Source organism: Treponema sp. (assembly GCF_052169735.1).
Lineage (GTDB): Bacteria > Spirochaetota > Spirochaetia > Treponematales > Treponemataceae > Treponema.
In genome coordinates this window covers 1-18,991 of sequence record NZ_JBQNBW010000027.1, presented here as the reverse complement: position 1 = coordinate 18,991, position 18,991 = coordinate 1, and the positions used below count along the sequence as shown (strand labels likewise).

20 protein-coding genes and 1 pseudogene are annotated in these 18,991 nt (G+C 42.6%); 11 read left to right on the top strand and 10 right to left on the bottom strand.

Annotation, left to right across the window (positions count from 1 at the left end; genetic code table 11):
- Positions 1-217: 217 nt before the first annotated feature.
- The gene (gene nudC, locus ACTTJ8_RS06020) at positions 218-1,009 is read right to left on the bottom strand and encodes an NAD(+) diphosphatase (RefSeq protein WP_442720622.1); all 792 of its coding nucleotides are present in this window, start codon (positions 1,007-1,009) and stop codon (positions 218-220) included.
- 257 nt (positions 1,010-1,266) lie between these two features.
- On the opposite strand from nudC, the gene ACTTJ8_RS06015 reads away from it, so the two are divergent.
- Together ACTTJ8_RS06015 and ACTTJ8_RS06010 are read left to right on the top strand one after the other, a co-directional pair.
- Positions 1,267-1,776 (top strand): FKBP-type peptidyl-prolyl cis-trans isomerase, encoded by a 510-nt coding sequence (locus tag ACTTJ8_RS06015; protein ID WP_442716490.1) that lies wholly within the window; start codon positions 1,267-1,269, stop codon positions 1,774-1,776.
- Between the two features lie 3 nt (positions 1,777-1,779).
- Positions 1,780-2,817, top strand: coding sequence for a Gx transporter family protein (locus ACTTJ8_RS06010; protein WP_442720621.1), 1,038 nt, complete (start codon positions 1,780-1,782; stop codon positions 2,815-2,817).
- 15 nt (positions 2,818-2,832) lie between these two features.
- Here ACTTJ8_RS06010 and ACTTJ8_RS06005 read toward each other — a convergent pair whose 3' ends face one another.
- The 8 genes and pseudogenes from ACTTJ8_RS06005 to ACTTJ8_RS05970 form a co-directional block, all read right to left on the bottom strand.
- A complete protein-coding gene (locus ACTTJ8_RS06005; protein WP_442720620.1) occupies positions 2,833-3,939 on the bottom strand; it encodes an endonuclease/exonuclease/phosphatase family protein in 1,107 nt (368 codons plus the stop codon).
- Positions 3,940-4,103: 164 nt separating this feature from the next.
- Positions 4,104-5,861, bottom strand: a complete 1,758-nt coding sequence (locus ACTTJ8_RS06000; protein ID WP_442720619.1) for an ABC transporter ATP-binding protein — start codon at positions 5,859-5,861, stop codon at positions 4,104-4,106.
- Positions 5,862-6,102: 241 nt separating this feature from the next.
- Positions 6,103-6,351, bottom strand: coding sequence for a BrnA antitoxin family protein (locus ACTTJ8_RS05995; protein WP_442720618.1), 249 nt, complete (start codon positions 6,349-6,351; stop codon positions 6,103-6,105).
- A 78-nt stretch (positions 6,352-6,429) separates the two neighbouring features.
- Entirely contained in the window at positions 6,430-6,897 is a 468-nt protein-coding gene (locus ACTTJ8_RS05990) for a GNAT family N-acetyltransferase (protein ID WP_442720617.1), read from the bottom strand.
- A 106-nt stretch (positions 6,898-7,003) separates the two neighbouring features.
- The gene (locus tag ACTTJ8_RS05985) at positions 7,004-7,765 is read right to left on the bottom strand and encodes a class I SAM-dependent methyltransferase (protein WP_442720616.1); all 762 of its coding nucleotides are present in this window, start codon (positions 7,763-7,765) and stop codon (positions 7,004-7,006) included.
- A gap of 340 nt (positions 7,766-8,105) precedes the next feature.
- Positions 8,106-8,811: pseudogene (locus ACTTJ8_RS05980) on the bottom strand (hypothetical protein).
- Positions 8,812-8,920: 109 nt separating this feature from the next.
- Positions 8,921-10,747 carry an ABC transporter ATP-binding protein gene (locus ACTTJ8_RS05975; RefSeq protein ID WP_442720615.1) on the bottom strand — a complete coding sequence of 609 codons (1,827 nt, stop codon included), beginning with the start codon at positions 10,745-10,747 and terminating at the stop codon, positions 8,921-8,923.
- A gap of 224 nt (positions 10,748-10,971) precedes the next feature.
- Positions 10,972-11,634: a TetR/AcrR family transcriptional regulator gene (locus tag ACTTJ8_RS05970; protein ID WP_442720614.1), complete on the bottom strand. Its 663-nt coding sequence runs from the start codon at positions 11,632-11,634 to the stop codon at positions 10,972-10,974.
- A 264-nt stretch (positions 11,635-11,898) separates the two neighbouring features.
- Between ACTTJ8_RS05970 and ACTTJ8_RS05965 the strand changes: the two genes are divergently transcribed.
- The 7 genes from ACTTJ8_RS05965 (at position 11,899) to ACTTJ8_RS05935 (ending at position 16,956) form a co-directional block, all read left to right on the top strand.
- Positions 11,899-12,315 carry an EamA family transporter gene (locus ACTTJ8_RS05965; protein WP_442720613.1) on the top strand — a complete coding sequence of 139 codons (417 nt, stop codon included), beginning with the start codon at positions 11,899-11,901 and terminating at the stop codon, positions 12,313-12,315.
- 168 nt (positions 12,316-12,483) lie between these two features.
- On the top strand, positions 12,484-13,047 hold the full coding sequence (locus ACTTJ8_RS05960; protein ID WP_442720612.1) for a YbhB/YbcL family Raf kinase inhibitor-like protein: 564 nt from the start codon (positions 12,484-12,486) through the stop codon (positions 13,045-13,047).
- Between the two features lie 71 nt (positions 13,048-13,118).
- Entirely contained in the window at positions 13,119-13,727 is a 609-nt protein-coding gene (locus ACTTJ8_RS05955) for a Type 1 glutamine amidotransferase-like domain-containing protein (RefSeq protein WP_442720611.1), read from the top strand.
- A gap of 42 nt (positions 13,728-13,769) precedes the next feature.
- Complete coding sequence (locus ACTTJ8_RS05950; protein WP_442719808.1) at positions 13,770-14,603, top strand: type II restriction endonuclease; 834 nt, start codon at positions 13,770-13,772, stop codon at positions 14,601-14,603.
- Positions 14,603-15,487 carry a DNA adenine methylase gene (locus tag ACTTJ8_RS05945; RefSeq protein ID WP_442719809.1) on the top strand — a complete coding sequence of 295 codons (885 nt, stop codon included), beginning with the start codon at positions 14,603-14,605 and terminating at the stop codon, positions 15,485-15,487. The genes ACTTJ8_RS05950 and ACTTJ8_RS05945 overlap by 1 nt, the downstream gene beginning before the upstream one ends.
- Positions 15,488-15,500: 13 nt before the next feature.
- Positions 15,501-16,430, top strand: coding sequence for a radical SAM mobile pair protein B (locus ACTTJ8_RS05940; RefSeq protein WP_442720610.1), 930 nt, complete (start codon positions 15,501-15,503; stop codon positions 16,428-16,430).
- Positions 16,431-16,581: 151 nt separating this feature from the next.
- A complete protein-coding gene (locus tag ACTTJ8_RS05935) occupies positions 16,582-16,956 on the top strand; it encodes a hypothetical protein (protein WP_442720609.1) in 375 nt (124 codons plus the stop codon).
- 43 nt (positions 16,957-16,999) lie between these two features.
- Here ACTTJ8_RS05935 and ACTTJ8_RS05930 read toward each other — a convergent pair whose 3' ends face one another.
- A complete protein-coding gene (locus tag ACTTJ8_RS05930; protein ID WP_442720627.1) occupies positions 17,000-17,512 on the bottom strand; it encodes a LysR substrate-binding domain-containing protein in 513 nt (170 codons plus the stop codon).
- A 151-nt stretch (positions 17,513-17,663) separates the two neighbouring features.
- Between ACTTJ8_RS05930 and ACTTJ8_RS05925 the strand changes: the two genes are divergently transcribed.
- Positions 17,664-18,602, top strand: coding sequence for an alpha/beta hydrolase (locus tag ACTTJ8_RS05925; protein ID WP_442720608.1), 939 nt, complete (start codon positions 17,664-17,666; stop codon positions 18,600-18,602).
- Between the two features lie 151 nt (positions 18,603-18,753).
- Complete coding sequence (locus ACTTJ8_RS05920; RefSeq protein WP_442720607.1) at positions 18,754-18,978, top strand: NADPH-dependent FMN reductase family protein; 225 nt, start codon at positions 18,754-18,756, stop codon at positions 18,976-18,978.
- Positions 18,979-18,991: the final 13 nt, after the last annotated feature.

The following is an 18,991-nucleotide window of genomic DNA, read 5'->3' as shown; positions in this document are numbered from 1 at the left end:
TGCTGCACGATATTTTGCATGCTTGGCGGTAACCTGCACACCATACGTCCGAATAAAGCGTTTATGACGAGAGCTAACCGAATCACGATTTCAGCGGTTAGTTACCGGAATTCGATGGTAAAAATATACAGATGACGTATGCACTACTGCGCATCAATGCAACGGTTTCCGAAGTTCATATTAAACCTGTTCAAAAATGGAAGTCTCCGAGCAGGGTTTAATACCAATCCCCGCAAATGAGCTGATACGCAGCAGAGCCGGGTAGCGGTATAGACGGCAATTCATCGCGGCTAAACCATGCGGCTTCTGAAAGCTCGTTCTTTTGTACCCTAATTTCGCCTGAAACGTATTCCGCACGGAATGCCAACATCAGCTGGTTAGGATACGGCCAGCCCTGACTTCCCCGATAGCGGATATCCGTAATGGTAAGTCCTACTTCTTCACGTACCTCACGGATGACCGCGTCTTCGGCAGACTCTCCGGCTTCGATAAAGCCCGCAATACAGGTGTATATATTGGTAGTATGTTGAAGGTGCCGTGCTAACAAAATTTTATCGCCTTTACTAATCAGCACAATAATACATGGAGCAATAACCGGAAAGAATATACGCCTGCACTGCGGACATTCCTGCGCAGTTTCGGTGCGGCTTAAAAAAAGCGGCGCTCCGCATGACGCACAAAAGCAATTGGTATGAAGCCAGTTCAATAAGAGTGCAGCCCTTGCTGTAACAGCAGCATATTCAACGGAACCGCTCACAAATAAACTTCGGTATGGAATGGATATTAAACCTTCGGGTACTGCAGCTTCCGGGGCTAATAATGCCGCAAATGTCTGATACACATCTTCACTGTATCTAACAAGGATATTCTGTGAGTCATAAGAGCTGAGTATTTTTGTTACTGTAGCGCCGGTCGGCAGAGAGCCGTTATCATAAACAAAAATATTCTTTTTTTGAATTAAAATTCCGAATGAAAATTGAGAACCGTCTATACAAGTTAAAAGAGGCATATCACCAGTATAGCGTTTTATTATACCTTGTGTCTATTTGCAAATATGCAAGATATCCGTGTTGCTGCATTGCCAACAGCAGAGCTGCTATGTTTGTATAGAATCTTGGGCATCTTCTAAAAAACTGATTCGCAGTCTGCTTGAGCGGATATGATAAACCATTTCCTTACAGAACAAGCCGATAGGCTTGAAGTTTTCAGAGGTTCCCACTTATCTATCACTTGTCCGAAAGCGTAAAAATGAGTATCATACTACCCATGAAAATTGTAGATGATTGTTTGGTTACGCTTGAGTATACCTTAAAGGATGATGATCAAAATATTTTAGATTCATCAGAACAAATGGGACCATTGGATTATGTTCATGGGTATCGGCAACTTATTCCCGGACTGGAAAAGGCTCTAGCAGGGCGTGAGGTAGGTGAATCTTTCTCTCTGACAGTACCGCCGCAGCAGGGTTATGGTGAAATTGATCCGCGTGCTGTTTTTGAGGCAAGCCGTTCTCAGTTTCCGCCTGAAGCCCAACTGGAAGTAGGTATGGAGTTTGAAACAAGCGGACACCATGTTGTAATCACAGAAATCGACGGTGATATTATCCGGCTGGATGCAAACCACCCGCTTGCCGGTAAAAATCTTCACTTTGATATAAAAATAACCGGTGTGCGGGATGCAACTCCGGAAGAGCTTGAAGAAGTACAACAGGTATTTGCCGGTTGCAGCTGCGGTTCCGATCAGGGCGGCTGCGGCGGGTGTTCAGGCTGTCATTAACCTATGCAAAAAAAACAAGATGCACTGGTGCCGGTTTTCGGTGCTCTGTGTTTTTTCCTTTCAGCAGTGGAGTTTGTCATTCCAAAGCCGCTGCCCTTTCTGCGGATAGGACTTGCCAATGTGCCGCTCATACTTGCGTTGGACATTGTTTCTTTTCCTGCTTTTTTGTTACTGGCAGTGATTAAGATTCTTGGGCAAGCCTTCATTAGCGGAACGCTCTTTTCGTATCTTCTCTTTTTCTCGGCAGCGGGGACATTAGGCGCTGCATTTACAATGTATGCCCTGCATAGAATCCCTCGAAAGGTGTTATCGCTTGCCGGAGTCAGCATGAGCGGGGCATTTATCTCAAATAGTATTCAGCTTTTTATCGGGCGGTATTTTATATTCGGTGAAGGAATATGGTATATGATGCCGCCGTTCCTCTGCATCGGTACGATTACGTCTTTAATGCTTGGTTTTTTTTGCGAAAGTTTCGCAGCTGAGTCTGAATGGTATGCACAGGTGAGGCAAACAGACCTGCCGTTTTCTATTGATATACCGGAAGAATCCAAACAGGCGGATTATCCGTGGTTCCGCTTAATCAGCGGCTTTATACTCATCATTGCGCTGTTTTTCGTACCGGGGCTTCCGGCGAAAGCGGTCATTCTTGCTGCCGGATGGCTGCTGTGCATTGCCGAAAAGCAAAAAATTCACTGGCTTGTATGTGTTCTTTCTACTATCGGTATTGTAATATGCCATAGCTTTATCCCGATGGGGAAAGAATTGTTTGTTCTCGGTGCTTTTCCGGTTACCAGCGGAGCCATTTTGAATGGGCTTGAAAAAGCGGTTTTTTTGCAAGCGATGATTGCCGTTTCACGCTGGACATTGCAGGTTCGGCTGCATTTCCCCGGTGAGTTAGGGATGCTGCTGGATGAATCGCTGTATGTATTCAACCAGCTGTTGACGTATAAAGACCGCATCAGACCTCGTCAGCTTATCACCAGTATTGATGAACTTCTGCTGAGTTTGCCCTTCATTGTACAGATGCAGAAAGAAAGCTAAACATTCTTTCTTTGTTCAGGGATTCAGCAAGATGCGCAGTTTAACAGGATTATGATCTGCATACCGAAACGATTCGTCGAGTGTTTTTACCGATTGTACTGTGATATTGGGTGAAAGGATGAAACCGTCAATAACATAATACGGCCAGTTTTTGCGGATTGCATCATCGATGAGCGCCGGTGTATATGAAGCATTGGTCAGTCTGCAAGAGGGGGTATCTCCGTCTACTGCAAATTGCCAGCCTTCCGGCAGTATATCGGGTTCTATAATGCCGGGTGTCCACAGATCACTATTGAGCGGATACCGTTCCTTCATACCGGGTAATGTTTGATTAAAATCCCCGCCTGCAATAACATAATTTCCGGCATCATATTCTGCACGGATAAAATTAAGTAATGCTTGTGTTTGTGCAATCTTCCCCGCGCCATCATCATAAGCTTCCAAATGAAGGTTGACCGTAACCAGCTGCTTTCCGGACATGAGCGGAAACCTGCTAACCAGCATACAACGCTTTAGGTTTACGGTTCTAACCGGCCATGTGAAGGGTACGGGCAGTGCAATGCGGACTGACTCGGTAGGAACAAAACGGGTAAAGGTTCCGAGTCCGCTTGCTACCTTTCCAAGCGGAGGAATAGGATAGGGTACAAAAAACGCTTTGTAATTGTAGGTGTATGCAAAAGGAAGCTCTAAGGCGCTGCTAATAGCTTCGGGTTGGTTAATGTAATATGAACGATGCGACTTCTGATCTACTTCTTGCAGCAAATAAATATGAACGGGATTTTGTTTGAGGGTTTGAATAATCCCTTTGAGGTTTTCTTCTACCGCTTCCTTATGCGGCGGGCGTACCATACTGCCGCCATCCATAAAAAAACTCTGCGGAGCGCCGAGTCCACAGTAGCCGATATTCCAGCTAAGGATGTCAAGAGGCTGTGCCGGGTCTAATGCTCCGCTCTGATACATTCCCTCATCTACATTTTTCAGCGCGGGTTCTTGCGGCTGAGGACGGTATTCCGTTATGGTAATAACAATGAGCAGCCCCCCGAATAATACGGCAGCGGTTGCAGCAACACCGCAGACAATTTTTAAGACTCTAAGGCATAGTAAAAAAACAGTACATTTCATCTTTTCATCATATCGCTTTTTTTGAGATTTCTCAATATTTTCATTGCCTATTATTCGTGCAGAGAGTTAATGCTCACATACCGCGCCGTAATAAAGGGTATTAAAGCCGACTGCAGCCACCTCGTCAAAAATATGCATCCTTGTACAATAAATAATGGTTTACCCTACACCTTCCACGCCGCTGCGGTTTCCCGCATACCGACAAAGCGTGCATAAATACCGTCTTGCTGCACCAGTTCGGAATGGGTGCCGTGCTGGACAATACTGCCCTTATCCATGACGAATATTTGATCGGCATTTTTGATAGTTGAAAGCCGGTGTGCGATGATGATTGCGGTTTTGTTTTTCAGCAATTCATCGAGGGCGCTCATCAGCTTTTCTTCATTTTCGGGATCGACACTGGAAGTCGCTTCGTCGAGGATGACAATGGAACTCGGCTTGAGCATTGCCCGCGCGATGGAAATACGCTGGCGTTCCCCGCCCGAAAGATTGCTGCCGCCTTCCTGCAACACCGTGTCGTAGCCGTCGGGTAATGCCGTAATAAAGTCATGGCACTGCGCGGCTTTTGCAGCGGCGATAACTTCTTCGTCGGTTGCATCCGGTTTTCCGAATTTGATGTTGTTCTTTATTGTGTCTTCAAACAAGTACACATCTTGGAATACAAATGTAAAGTTCGATAAAAACGCATCGTAGGCAAAGTCTTTTATATTGGTATCGCCGAGTTTTATTTCCCCTGAATCGACATCCCAAAAGCGGGCAATCAGCTGACACAAACTGGTCTTTCCCGAACCGGAATAACCGACCAAGGCTGTTACGCTGTTTTTCGGAATACACATATCCACATTGCGGAAAAGTTTTTCTTCTGGCTGTTCCTTTCCGCCGTAGCCGAAGGTAATATTTTTAACGGTGATATCGTCATTCCCCTGCGGCAGAAGCGAACCTTCCGGTAAGGCTTGAATATTTTTAACCGTAAACAGCGTATCCAAATTCTGCACCGCAACACCTCGCATCCGCTGCATGGTACCGGCTATTTCAAATCCGCCGAATACCACAAAGCTCGCAACAATCAGCATCAGCGTTTTTTCAACATCGATCACCCCAGCTGAATACCGATATAAGGCGCTCACAATAATTGCGGTTGTCCCCAGTTTAAGCAGGAGTGAAAAAACCAGCAATGAAGGCATCAGTGTTTTTTCTACCGCAAAGAAACCGGTTTTGCTTTTTTTAATACTCTCCGTTACATTTTTTATCGCTTCGCTTGTTCTGCCGAACGCCTTGACCACGCCGATTCCCTGCACATATTCCAGAACATCGGTATGCAGTTGCAGCTTCAGCTCCGTCAGTTTTGTCGTTACTGCATCGGTCTTTTTTTGAAACACAGAGTTGAACAGGATTGCAGTAACAAGGGTGATAAAAATGATACAGCCGGTTGTCATGTCATACGGGAAAACAAACAGCGCCATAATCACCGTTTGAATGCTGCCTGCAAACATCATTTCGAGAATCATCATATCGATTGTTTCAACATCGGTGATCACCGTTGTCAACGCTCCCGAAATATCACCGAGTCTGCTTTCGGAAAAATATCCCATGTGTACGTTTTTCAGTTTATCTCCGATGACAAGCCGGTTTTCCGCCCCCATCGTATACGAGGCGATATTTTTATTGCGGTCGGAAATATAGCCGAAGATGATTTTCCCCGTAATGCCGGTGAGCATAATACAGAACACCGTGATAATATTGCTCTGTGTAACCGGCTGTGATTGAAACACCGCACGGCTCAACGTTAGCAAAAAATACCCAAGCCCGCCGAGGGTAAAACCTTCGAATATGCTTTTGAGCATATCGCAAATAAACATCGTTGTTATACGCTTTGATTGCTTCCCCGCAACCGCGTAAATCTTCTTCACTAAATCAAACATAGTTTTACCATTCCTTTATAAAACGTTTAAAACTTTACAACACATAATCCGTATACCGAGAACGGTAGGAGCTTCTTATCCGAATACCGCTTTTCGGAGAAAGGTATTTGGGAACCTCTAAAAACTTCAGTTTTTTAGAGGTTTTCCTTAGATGTAGTTGCGATGTTTTTTGATAAGTCATAAAAATGTAAAGACTTATCAAAAAAACTCGTCGGGCATCTCTAAAAATCTAACCAAGTTTTTAGAGATGCCCATTTATCTGATTTTGATAGCCTGCTCCAAAACTTTCAAGCACCGCGAGAATATCACTATCGATGCCGATTTGTATTTGTTTCTTTTCTACAGCCGATGGAGCGTAATGCTCCGGATGAGCCGGTTTGAATTGCCGCAACTGTTCATCTGTAAATTCAGGAATATCGTCATCATACACGATAGGCTGTCTTTTAATCGCTTCTATTCTTTCAGCCGTTAATTTTTTTGATGAAGTCATAATACACCTCCTGCAATTTTTTTTCTGCTTGCCGTGCAGATATGATACGAGTTCTTCCATCCCGTTCAGTATGATATACTACCATTCCTTTATAAAACGTTTTTGCAGCTTGGTACATTCGTAGCCGCAGTGTTCGTAAAACGCATGGGCTTCCGTACGGTGCTCGCCGGAGTTAAGGCGGATAAAGCGGTACTTTCGTGCACGAGCTTCAGCCTCCACCGCTTGCAGCAGCTGTTTTCCGATACCTTTGTGCTGATACTCGGCTAACAGCGCAAGTCCCAAAATATTGAACCCCGGTTCTTTGTACAAAAGCTCATAGGCTTCGGCATGAATAAAACCGACGACAGTATGCGTTTCATCATCTTCGTATACTCGTATAAAATGCCGGGTATCTTTTAAGAGCTTGGCTATTTGCCCTTCCGTTACCGCTTCCGTCGTTTTATACCCGAGCGAAAATTCGCTTATATCCCGAATAGCCTTTGCGTCTGTTAATTGTATATTTCGCAGCATCATTCCTCCCAACATATCAAGGATATTACCATTCATACGGTTCTATCCTTCGGCAGTCCTGTACAGCTTCCATCATTTTCTTACTATCGCTTTCATCAATCGTGCCGAAAAAACGGTCAACATCATACATATTCTTCCTCCTTCATGTATGTATGACATACCATTTCCGCACAGCTTGATTATTGTTGAGTATGGCAAGAGCCGCGTCCGCTTCTTCAATTCTTCCTTCATATAATGATTTATTGCCCTCGGCGATAAACTCATCCTTGTGCTTTTCTACCGCACTTTTTGCTTGCTGCCAATAGGCGGTTTCCTGTGCAGTATACTCATACGCTGCATACGGTATTTGTAAAGCAGTCAGCGCAACATCGATACGGGTGCGGTTTGATGCAATCAGTTCCGAAAGCGATTCGTCAAATGCGTATTCCGATGCGGTGATGATAATCGTTGCGTTTTTTTTACACAAATTAAGCATATCCCGCATAACCTTTTGCATATCTGCCGCAAGAAATAATGAATCAATTGCAATGATAAGGTCAAAGGTTTCGCTGATAGTTGTCAGCTCATCAATATCAAGAGCCGCGAACCGCAGTTTTCCGTTACCGGTATGCTCATTACATATTGCGATTGCGCGGTCGGCAAAATCTATTCCCAGTCCAGTGCACTCCCGCTCGGCAGTAATAGAGCGCAGCAAATCGCCGGTACCGCATCCTATATCAAGAACGTTGGAATACTGCAGCCCTGCAATTTCAGTATACAACCGCTGCAGCTGTTCCCGTTCCATCATATTCGCCATAACAATACTGCTGCCGTACAGTTCGGTGCATACAGCCCGATTTGCCTTACTCCGATATGCTGTAGGCAAAAACTCATTAAAATCATTGATTATTTCATCTTTTGTCATACGGCTACCTATGACCTCCTCTCATTTAATTCGTAATGGATAATTATGCTCGTAATCCGCTTTAATTACCAATTACCCATTAATTGTCTGTACAGCTTTCATCATTTTATTACTATCGCTTTCATCAATCGTGCCGAAAAAACGATCAATAGGAGAAACATCTTCATGCATGTTCTTTTTGTTCATAAAAACTTGAGATAATCGGGCAAGAAGTGCTACACATTGCTCGTATGACAAATTATCTATCTCCGTAAGCATCGAATTAAAAGCAACATCAGACTATTAGCCTCCATCATCTCATTTAATTGGTAATGAGGCGACTTATTATCTTAATTATCCGTTAGGTAATCGCTTCAACATCTTTTCTTGTAAGACCTGTCGCTCGTACAATATTTTCAACGGATAAACCGAGTTTTAGTAAATTTTTTGCCGTTTCAAGTTTTGTTTGGTAAGCGCCATCAGCGAATCCTTGCTGTATTCCAATCATCAGACTTTCTTTTCTCTGTACTGCAATATCCGTATCATAGTCATATTCTGCTACTAAGATATTTCTTACCTCCTTTTTTGAAAATATACGGCGCATCTACTGCGTCGTACGGCCAAAAAGCGTCCTCAACGTATTAAAATACGCCTGCGGTACTTTTTTGCCTAACTCCTTGTATCTACGCCGTCTATTTCCAAAAGGCTTTTCAGCACCGCCATGGATGGCGGTGATTCTACGCAGCAGCGATGTTTTTGTGTGAGCAAAAACTCGTAAGCAAATACTGTACAAGGAGGTACAGTATTTGCGCTGGCATATTTTCATTTATGGTAGACTGATGTTCTGCAAGAACAATAATCCTATTATCGACAAGGCATGAAACATCATTGATTATGTTCATGTACATGACGTTATCAAGCCTTATATTTTCTACAGGACATGAGAGTTGTAAGTTTGTATTATGCAACGCATTATATAGCGATAAGAAGTTTTCTTTTGCCTTTTCATCTTCACTGAATAGGTCAACAAAAACCGAATCCTTATATTTCCTATTTACCGTACTCATAGTTGTTTCCTCTCTCATAAGCGGTATCATAGCATAGATGATAGAATTTTAAAAGCTATAGGTACTGAACCGTCAAGCCGATAAAAGCTTCACATTATCCATTACCGCATTACCCATTGTCCCTACTGCTGATATGCGACTGCCACATTTTTTGATAGAGCGGCGAACGTTGTAAAAGCTCCTGATGGGTTCCCTCAGCGGCGATTTTACCTTTATCCAGCACGATGATGTTATCGGCATTGACGATGGTGGAAAGCCGGTGCGCAATCATAATGACGGTTTTATTCTTTACGAGGTTGTCGATGGACTGCTGGATAACGGCTTCGTTTTCCGGGTCGGAATACGCGGTTGCCTCATCGAGTACGACAATGGGACTGTCCTTGAGCAGTGCGCGGGCAATGGTGAGCCGCTGGCGTTCGCCGCCTGAAAACTTGCTGCCTGCGTTTCCCGCATTGGTGTCATATCCGTTAGGCAGGCTTTGGATAAAGTCATGGATGCTTGCTTTTTTACACGCGGCTTCGATTTCCGCATCGGTTGCATCTTCTTTTGCCATCTTGAGGTTTTCCCGAATAGTCTTATTGAACAAAAAGTTTTCCTGCGACACGTAGGTAACCAGCTGCATATTCCGCTCTAAGCTCATACTCCCGATGTCAGCGCCGCCGATGGTGATATGCCCGCTGTCGATATTCCAAAAGCCTGCCAGCAGTTTTGCGATGGTAGACTTACCGCTGCCGGAAGAGCCGACAATCGCGGTCAGCTCGCCTTCTTTGGCGGTAAAGTTCAATCCGTCGAATACCTTTGTGCTGTCTTTGGCAGCTGCACTGTTTACCGCGCTGCCTGCCGCACCATCCTTACTAGCAGCACCGTTTACTGCACTGCCTGCCGCAGTATCCTTGGCAGCGGTACCGGCTGTTTCGCACAGCGCTCCGCCGTAGCCGAACACGACATTTTCAAAACGCACATCATACCCGTGCGGTGCAGGGGCGGTGTCTTGCCGAACCAGCTCCGGTAAATCGAGTACCGACTGTATCTCACCGAACACAACACGCACATTCGCCATTGTGTCCATGTACGCCATTGCTTTAAGGAGCGGTTTATATGACGCATAAGAAAGCAGCACACACATGATCAGCACCGGCGTGGTAATGCCGCCGGTCATAAACAGATACAAGCCGACCGGCAGTACGACAAGGAGCGTGGATGGCAGTACTTCCATCGCAGCGGTCATCGCAAAACACACGCTCAAATACCAGTCGAGCATTGAGTCCCGGTTATCCTCCACCGCTTTTTGGAATTTATCATACGACGATGCCGATTTGTTAAATGCCTTGATTACTTTTATCCCTTGAATATATTCGACCGCGGCGGCATTCATTTTTTTCGATGCTTCGATGTACCGTTTCGATTTTGCTTCATAGTCTTTCATCATCAGCATCGAAAAGAGCATACCGAGCGGCAGCGTTACGAGGTTTGCAAGAGCGATCTTCCAGTTCAGTATAAAAATGATAACGACAATCACAATCGGAATGATAACGTTGGCAAGCACTTCGGGAATAACATGCGCAATCGGCTTTTCCATTTTATCCACTGTTTCTACCACAAACTGCGACCACTTGCCGCTGCTTTTTTCTTCTATCGTACCCATCGAAAGGCGGCTTAATTTTTCCACTACCCGCTTCCGTGTATCTTCAATAATGCTGAATGCCAGATTATGCGAACCAATGGTAGATACCGAATGTCCGATAATCGCCCCGGCAAAGCCTGCAAAAATAAGTCCTGCATACGGTAAGAAAATGCGGTAATCTGTTGCACCGTTTATCAGCTGTGTAACAATAGATGCGACAGCAAAGTAGGGCACAATGCTGCACGCAACACCGATAATTGCGACAACCACCGAAAAGATGATTGCGCCAATGTGCTTTTTTAAAATATCCATATATACTCCTCTCCATAAAAAGTCAAGAAGAAAGTATCAACTTTCGATTGACTTTTTACGCACGTTCGCAACGAAGTGAGAACGTGCAGATGATATACAAGTTTGCGCTTGAGCAAACTTGAGTAAATAAAAGCCGTGCCATTTGTACGGCTTTTATTTTACACTCCATAAAAAATCTAACCCGAGTTGTTAAAAGATGCCTCCTATCTCCTGATAGATCAAGATCACTGCTGTAGTTTGCTTCCCTCCATTACAGGAAGCCCTAACACCGCTTTCCATCCCGCCTCAAAAAAAGCGGCGAGCGTATGAGCATATTTTAATGCGGTTTCTTTTGGATAATTATGCAACACAAGTTCGGCAAGGGACGCGTAATGCGCATGCACAAGGATATGCCATTCATCATCTTCTAAATCCCGAAAAGGAATACCCCGCCGCTTTAATTCCGCAAGAAACTTTTTGGTTTCCCGCATTTCGGCACGTACCACCATATCCTGAAAATCTGCGTATTTTGTACCGGCTGAACACATCAGCAAAAGCTGAAATATTTCAAAATGTGCGTAGATATACTCGATCATGCTGCATAAGGTTTCTTCTTCATGCTTCCACAGCTGTAAAAGATCATCGTTTTTTACTAATGCGAACTGCTCCGCTGCGGCATCGTTATACATTTGAGAAATAGTTTGAAAAACCGGGTCTACTATGGCACCGAAGAGCGCTTCCTTATCCGTAAAATGATTATAGAATGCGCCGTTGGTTACATGAGCTTCCTTGCAAATTTCCCGAATGCTTGCCCGTTCAAAGCCGAACGCTAAAAACTGCTCTTTTGCACATTGCAGCAGATTTTCGTGTGTTTGCTGAAAATTCCTTGGTATACAATCACCCTCCAACAGAATCTATTGACCGGTACAGGATACTATACCGATAGCGATCTTTTTTGCTATAATATTACAACGTAATATTACACTGTAATTAAAACTATAGAGCAATCAGAAGAAAAATGCAAGCATAGTGAAGATATCAAGTGTAATTAAGATAAGCGGCGTACTACCGTATAAGGTAAAACTGAACTCAGTGTTCCTGATTCAAGGCATCAGCATAGAGCCCTGGAAATACGGATGCTGGTGCGTGTAGAGAAAGCGTAAGGCGGTAACATGATGTGGGCGGTTTTTGCGTTTTTATCTGCTGGTTTTGCAGCACTCACTTCTATTCTGGCAAAAGTCGGGATTGAAGGGGTAAACTCAAATCTGGCAACAGCGGTAAGAACGGTTGTGGTATTAGCCATGGCGTGGGGTATGGTTTTTATTACCAATACGCAGGATGGAATTATGGGCATCAGCAAGAGGAGCTGGATATTTCTGATTCTTTCCGGCTTGGCAACAGGTGCTTCATGGCTGTGTTATTACAAGGCATTGCAAATCGGCGAAGCATCCAAAGTTGTGCCTATCGATAAGTTAAGCGTGGTCATTACATTGATTTTAGCAGTGATTTTTCTGTATGAAAATATGAATGCGAAATCGATACTTGGTTCGCTGCTGATTACGGCAGGCACCCTTTGTATGGTGCTGTAAAGATGGTACACTGTTTGCATATCAAGATTACAGGAACATAATCCATGCGTATTTTATCATCAATCCTCAATCATCACTGTGTGAGGCGATTAAAAACACCCTGATGTGTGTCTCCGAAGCAACCATCAGGTATATTGACTTAAAATGCCTTTGTCATAAAATACCGGTATGAAACATATCTATACGAAAGTGCTGCCTTTTATGGCGGCGCTGATTGTTATTTCCTGCGGAAGCTGCGCAAGTAAAGACGAAATCAAACCGCTTACCGAAGGAGGTTCTATGAAGTTGACAAGCACGGCTTTTGCCGACGGCGAAAAAATGCCCCAAGAATTTGCAAAACTCGGAGCGAATCACATTCCTCCGCTCGAAATCGACGGTGTACCGGAGGGTACAAAAAGCCTTGCGATTATCGTGCACGATCCGGATGCGCCCCGCCCGGGAGGATTTTATCATTGGACGCTGTGGAACATTCCGCCGCAAACAACGTCGATCGGAGAAGGTAATGTGCCATCGGATGCTGTCGAAGGTGAAACGAGCTGGGGTATGAGCGGCTACAACGGACCGCAACCGCCATTCGGTACGCACCGCTATATTTTTTATCTCTATGCGCTTGATATGAATCTGAGTCTTCCGGCGGGCAGCAGCGTAAAAGAGCTTAAGGTCGCGATTAAGGGGCATGCAATCGAAGCGGCTTCACTTACGGGTATGTTCGGTGCTAAGGATAACCCCTGACCAAAGCAGTGAAAAATTATCCGTATATTATAATGATCTAAACTCATCATTCACCGAGGAGGTGTGGAGAAATGAATTTATTTTTGTGCTCACACTTTTCAAAAGTAGGCACTCTTCTTAAAGATCACATCGTGGGGAAAAAAGTTGCTTTCATTCCCACTGCATCGATACACGAAGGGTACACAGGCTATGTAGGGTCTGCCCGTACATTATTCAAAAAATTAGGAGCTGAGCTAACTGAAATTGAGATTTCAACTGCAAACGCTTCCGATATTACGCAGGTGTTTGACACAGCGGATATTATTTATTTTACCGGCGGTAATGCATTTTTCCTTATTGATCAATTGAGAAAAACCGGTACGGATACGTTGCTAAAGCAACAGCTGGAAAAAGGGAAATTATTTATTGGAGAATCAGCAGGTGCTATTGTATGTGCTCCGGAGCTTTCTTATATTGAAAAAATGGATCCTATTCCGGAAGATTATTCTCAGAGTGATTATGCCGGATTAGGACTCATCAATTTTTATGTGCTGCCACACTATCTTACTGCACCATTCAAAAAAGTTACCGCAGACATTATGCAATCATTCTCAAATATCGAACTATGCGCTATCAATAATGCACAAGCTCTTAGTGTTAAAGACGGAGTACGGAAGCTGGTGAGTGTAGCGAAAGAGTAAGGAGGATTCTAAATTAAACAATTTATTTTATGGGGGTGAGTCATGACAAAAGATGTTTTTTTACAAAGATTACAACAAAAATTAGATATTTTTGAAAAGGCAATTTCTAACAATGAAAAAGAATGGATCATAAAAGGATTTATTGATATATATAAAAATATTTATACAATTTCGATTGATACAAAAATAATATCAAAAGTTCTTGAATTACTTTTATTTCCTCTACTGCAACAATTTGCAACGGAAAATGATTTAGATGTTGAGTTAAGTCCTCAGCAGAATTTTTATCCTGATTTGACCTTTATTGATAGAAAAAATCAGCAATTATTTGCGCTTGATATAAAAACAACTTATAGAGTTGATGAAGAGAAAGTTAATGGCATGACTTTGGGTGCATTTACCGGTTATTTTAGAAATCGGGATAGTTGTAAAAATATTGCTTTCCCCTATTGTCAGTATGCAGGTCATTTTGTATTAGGTATAATCTACTCTCAATCAAATAAGCTCGTTGATGAGAGAAAAGTTTATACATTAAATGATTTAAATGATATTCCATCTGTAATACATGATTTCAAGTTTTTTGCTCAACCAAAGTATAAAATTGCAACAGCACGACCAGGAAGCGGAAATACTAAAAATATTGGCTCTATTATTAATATTCAAGCGTTAATAGATGGAAATGGTCCTTTCTCCATATTGGGTGAAGAAATCTTTGATGATTATTGGATGTATTATTTAACAAATGATATGGCAAAGTCTTTGGAACTTGACCGCCCTTATACCAACTTGAAAGAATATCAACAGTATAAAGCTAAGGGGTTAGATATTCTTGAACAACATAGGGCAGAAATTGAAAAGCAGGCTGAGGAGGAATAATGAAAATTATTATCCCTCCCATAAAAAGCCAAGGAATAAAAACAAAGCTAGTTCCTTCTATTATGAGTGCGGTACCTTCTTTTTCCGGTAGATGGATTGAGCCTTTTTTAGGAACAGGGGTTGTCGCTTTTAATTCAGAAGCACAAAAAGCTTTGTTATCAGATATAAATCCGCATATTATTTCTTTTTATCAAAAACTGCATGCAAGGGAAATTACACCTCAACATATTAGAGAATATTTATATTGTGAGGGAGAGAAATTAAAAGAAGCAGCCGGAGATGGCTCTATATATTACAAAACTGTAAGGAATAGATTTAATACAACATATAATGTGTTAGATTTTTTGTTTTTATCAAGGACTGGATTTAATGGAATGATTCGATTTAATAAAAATGGACAATGGAATATACCGTTCTGTAAGAAACAGCAACGATTCTCTAAAAGTTATATAACAAAGATAGTGCATCAAGCTGAAAATTGTTTGAGTAGAATGACCGATGATTGGGTTTTCAAAAATAAGGATTTTCGAGAAATACTTGTCGGAGCCAATAACTCCGACTTTATTTATTGTGATCCTCCGTATGCAGGGCGTTATACTGATTATTATTCAGGTTGGTCGGAAGAAGATGAACATGATTTATTTGAGTTGTTGAAAGCTACAAAAGCAAAATTTATACTTTCATCATGGCATCATAATGATTTTAGATACAATGACAATATAAAGAAGTATGAAGAGAATTTTCACGTAATTACGCAAGAACATTTTTATCATGCCGGTGCAAAGGAAAAAAATAGAAAGCCTATTGTTGAAGCATTGGTTATGAATTATACTCCTGTATATACCGAAAAGAAAGAACTGCAAGGATATTTGTTTCCGGACTAATCAAGGTGTTTTGATGCAAAATACAAGTATGGAATTTGATGAGATGAACGCTGCCCCTATTATCAAACACATTGCGGTGCGCAGCGTAATATCAAAATCAAATTTACCCGTAGCGGATTATTCCGTTAATCCATACACCGGATGTACACATGCATGCAAATATTGTTATGCGTCTTTTATGAAGCGCTTTACCGGACATACCGAACCGTGGGGAACGTTCTTGGATATTAAAGATTGGCCGGAGATAAAGCATCCTGAAAAATATGCAGGGAAAGAATTATTCTTCGGTTCCGTTACCGATCCGTATAATCCGGAAGAGGCAGTCTATGAGCGCACCCGCTCTTTGCTTTTACAGTTGAAAGGATGCGCGGCAAAAATCAGTATTGCAACAAAAAGCGATTTAGTACTGCGCGATCTGGATATCATTCGGAGATTTCCCAATGCCCGCGTTTCATGGTCAATTAACACACTTGATAACCGCTTTCAACAAGATATGGATAAAGCCGTTTCAATTGACCGACGACTTACCGCAATGGAAACTTTTTACCGAGCGGGGGTACGTACCACGTGTTTTATCTCTCCGATATTCCCCGGTATTACCGATGTTGAAGCGATTATCAACCGGGTACAAAATCAGTGTCATTTAATCTGGCTTGAAAATCTCAATTTACGCGGCAGCTATAAACCGGTGATCATGGACTACATAGAAACGAACTACCCTGATTTGTTGCCGCTCTATCAAAGCATATACGTTGACGGAGACCGCAGTTATTGGAAACAGCTTGATGCGAAACTGCAAGCCTTTACTGCGGACATTGGACTTGACTATGTAACGAACGATGACAGTATGAACCGTTCCTTTGATGCACCGCCTGTTGTTGTCAATTTTTTCTATCATGAACAAATCAAAAAATCGGCGCGGGGCAAGCCTGCTGTTTTATAAGCCAAGGGAAAAGTGCAGCAGCAGCTTCCGAAAGAGTTAGACTTATAAAACGTGATAAGAATATGTTATAATATTATAAGCAGATTGACTGAAATAAATTTGAATTTGTAACTGAACTTTTTTGTATTTTGAGAAGGGAGAATATTGATTTATGCTTTCAATATTAGGTGCAGTATTATTTGGAGTTATAGCAATTATGACAGCTCTTGTTGCTTGCGGTTTGCCTTTGGGCGAATTTACAATGGGAGGACAACATAAAATCTTACCTAAGAAATTGAGAGTTGCGGCAGTCATTTCGGTGGCTATCCAAATTTTTGCAATGATAATTATTTTGCAAGCCGGAGGTTTTATTTCCTTGTGGTTGTCTTTTAAGGTTACTAAATATATTTGTTTTTTCTTTGCCGCTTACCTATCTTTGAATACTATTATGAACATGATTTCAAAAAGTAGGAAAGAAAAATATGTTATGACTCCGCTTTCACTTATTGTTGGAATATGCTTTTGGATAACGGCATTTCAGATGTAGTATATAAAATGAGGATAATCTACTGCCCTGCGTGATTGTGCCTTTATTTTTCTATTGCCTTAAACAGTGCTTGATACTCCCTTGCATTTTCCGCCAAACAGACACACCAGAATTGTACATTCACTTCCGGATCAGACAAAGGAATAACGACTTTATTATCAGGGATTGTATTATTGGTATTCGTAATATTCGTTATGAATGAAGGCAACTCGCTTGCATACACAATTTCGCGGAGTGCGGAAAGCTCGCTTTGTTCCAAAAACACTGCGTCAGGAATTTTTTGTTTACACACCGAATACCAAAAACCGATGTTATTGTGAATCAGCAGTTTTTCTCCGGCTAGGTCTTGCAGTTGCAGCTTTTTTCGTTTTGCAAGCTGATGTGAGACCGGCAAAAGTACGGAAAGCTTTTCTCGAATAAACGATTTACACAGATACTGGGGCATTCCATCAGACTTTTTTGCTTCAAGCGGATGGAGCAGTATAATCAGATTGTATGTTCCGTCATCAAGTCCGCGAATAAGCGCTTCCTCTGTTTCCTGTAAAGCACTCTGTATTGTTTTACCGGTATGCGCTTATTCTAAAATGTACCCTGTGCGGAGTGCTGTTATTGGTCGGGTGTTACTATCATTAACAGGATGTGCAACAACAAATCGCAACAATCTTGTGATTGCAAAGCAGGGGATGTTTTCCTCAGGTGGAATCGTGGTGCGTTCAACAGGAGTATTCAACCCTGAAAATCAATGGGAGGCAAGCGGATCTGGACAAACAACACATGCGGATCATGCAAATGTATTGTATCAAATTCCGGCGGTGGAAACAGAACTTCCGATGGTGTTCTTACACGGTTATGGACAGTCCCGTATGGGTTGGATGACAACACCGGACGGGCGTGAAGGCTGGAGCAATCTTTTTTTGAAAAAAGGACACAGTATTTTTTTAATTGATGAACCGCGCCGGGGTGAAGCGGGACAGAGTTCGGTTGGCGGAACCATCAGCACAAAGACATTGGATCAGAGGTGGTACACACAGTTTAGAATCGGTCGATGGGAAAACGGACGCTCTGTAGTCAATACAGGGTCTCAATTTCCGAACGATGATGCATCGGTGGATCAGTTTTTCCGGCAGATGACACCCGATACCGGTATGAAATCGGATATAGGGGCTGACTTTGATAACGAAATGGTTGCAAAAGCAGTAGCTGCAACGATTGACAGGGTCTTTGCAATGACAGGTAAAAAATCAATTTTAGTAACACATTCCCAAGGTGGCGGACCGGGATGGACGGCAGCAAAATACACCGATCATATTGCTGCAATTGCCGCTGTTGAACCGGGTGGAGCACCAGGAACAGACAGCGAAGATTTTAAAGCAGTGCTTTCTAAAAAAATACCGGTAGCATTCTATTTCGGCGACTATATTGATAACGGTGATTCCAAGATTCAAGCGACCGGAATGTGGCAGATGATGCGTAGGATGTGCTATTCATTTGCGGAAAGCTATCGAGCACAAGGCGGAGACGCAACGGTTATCGACCTTCCGAAAGTAGGTATCACCGGTAATAGTCACTTTCTGTTCCAAGAATTGAATAACAAAGAAATTGCAGATCATGTTGAAACATGGTTGAAAACAAGGAGTGTTAAATAAAAGCCGTACAAATAGCACGGCTTTTATTTAATCTGAGTTTGCTCAAACGCAAACTTGTATATCATCTGCACGTTCTCACTTTGTTGAGAATATGCGTAAAAAGTCAATTGAAGGTTGATAGTTTCTTCTTGACTTTTTATCGGAGATTATAATGATGAAAAGATTTGGGATAGTGCTATTCGGTTTTGCACTTTGTACGGCAGTTTTTGCACAAGGTACTTCAAAGACACTCGTTGCATATTTTTCATTTCCGATTACCGGCGGTAAAGAGGCGTTGGATGCAACCTCCGGCGCAAGCGTAGTACTCAACTCAAACGGTATGGGCAATGCCGAGTTTATTCGTGCGGAGACCTGCTATAAAAAGTCAATAGGTTAAAGCAGAGAATGTA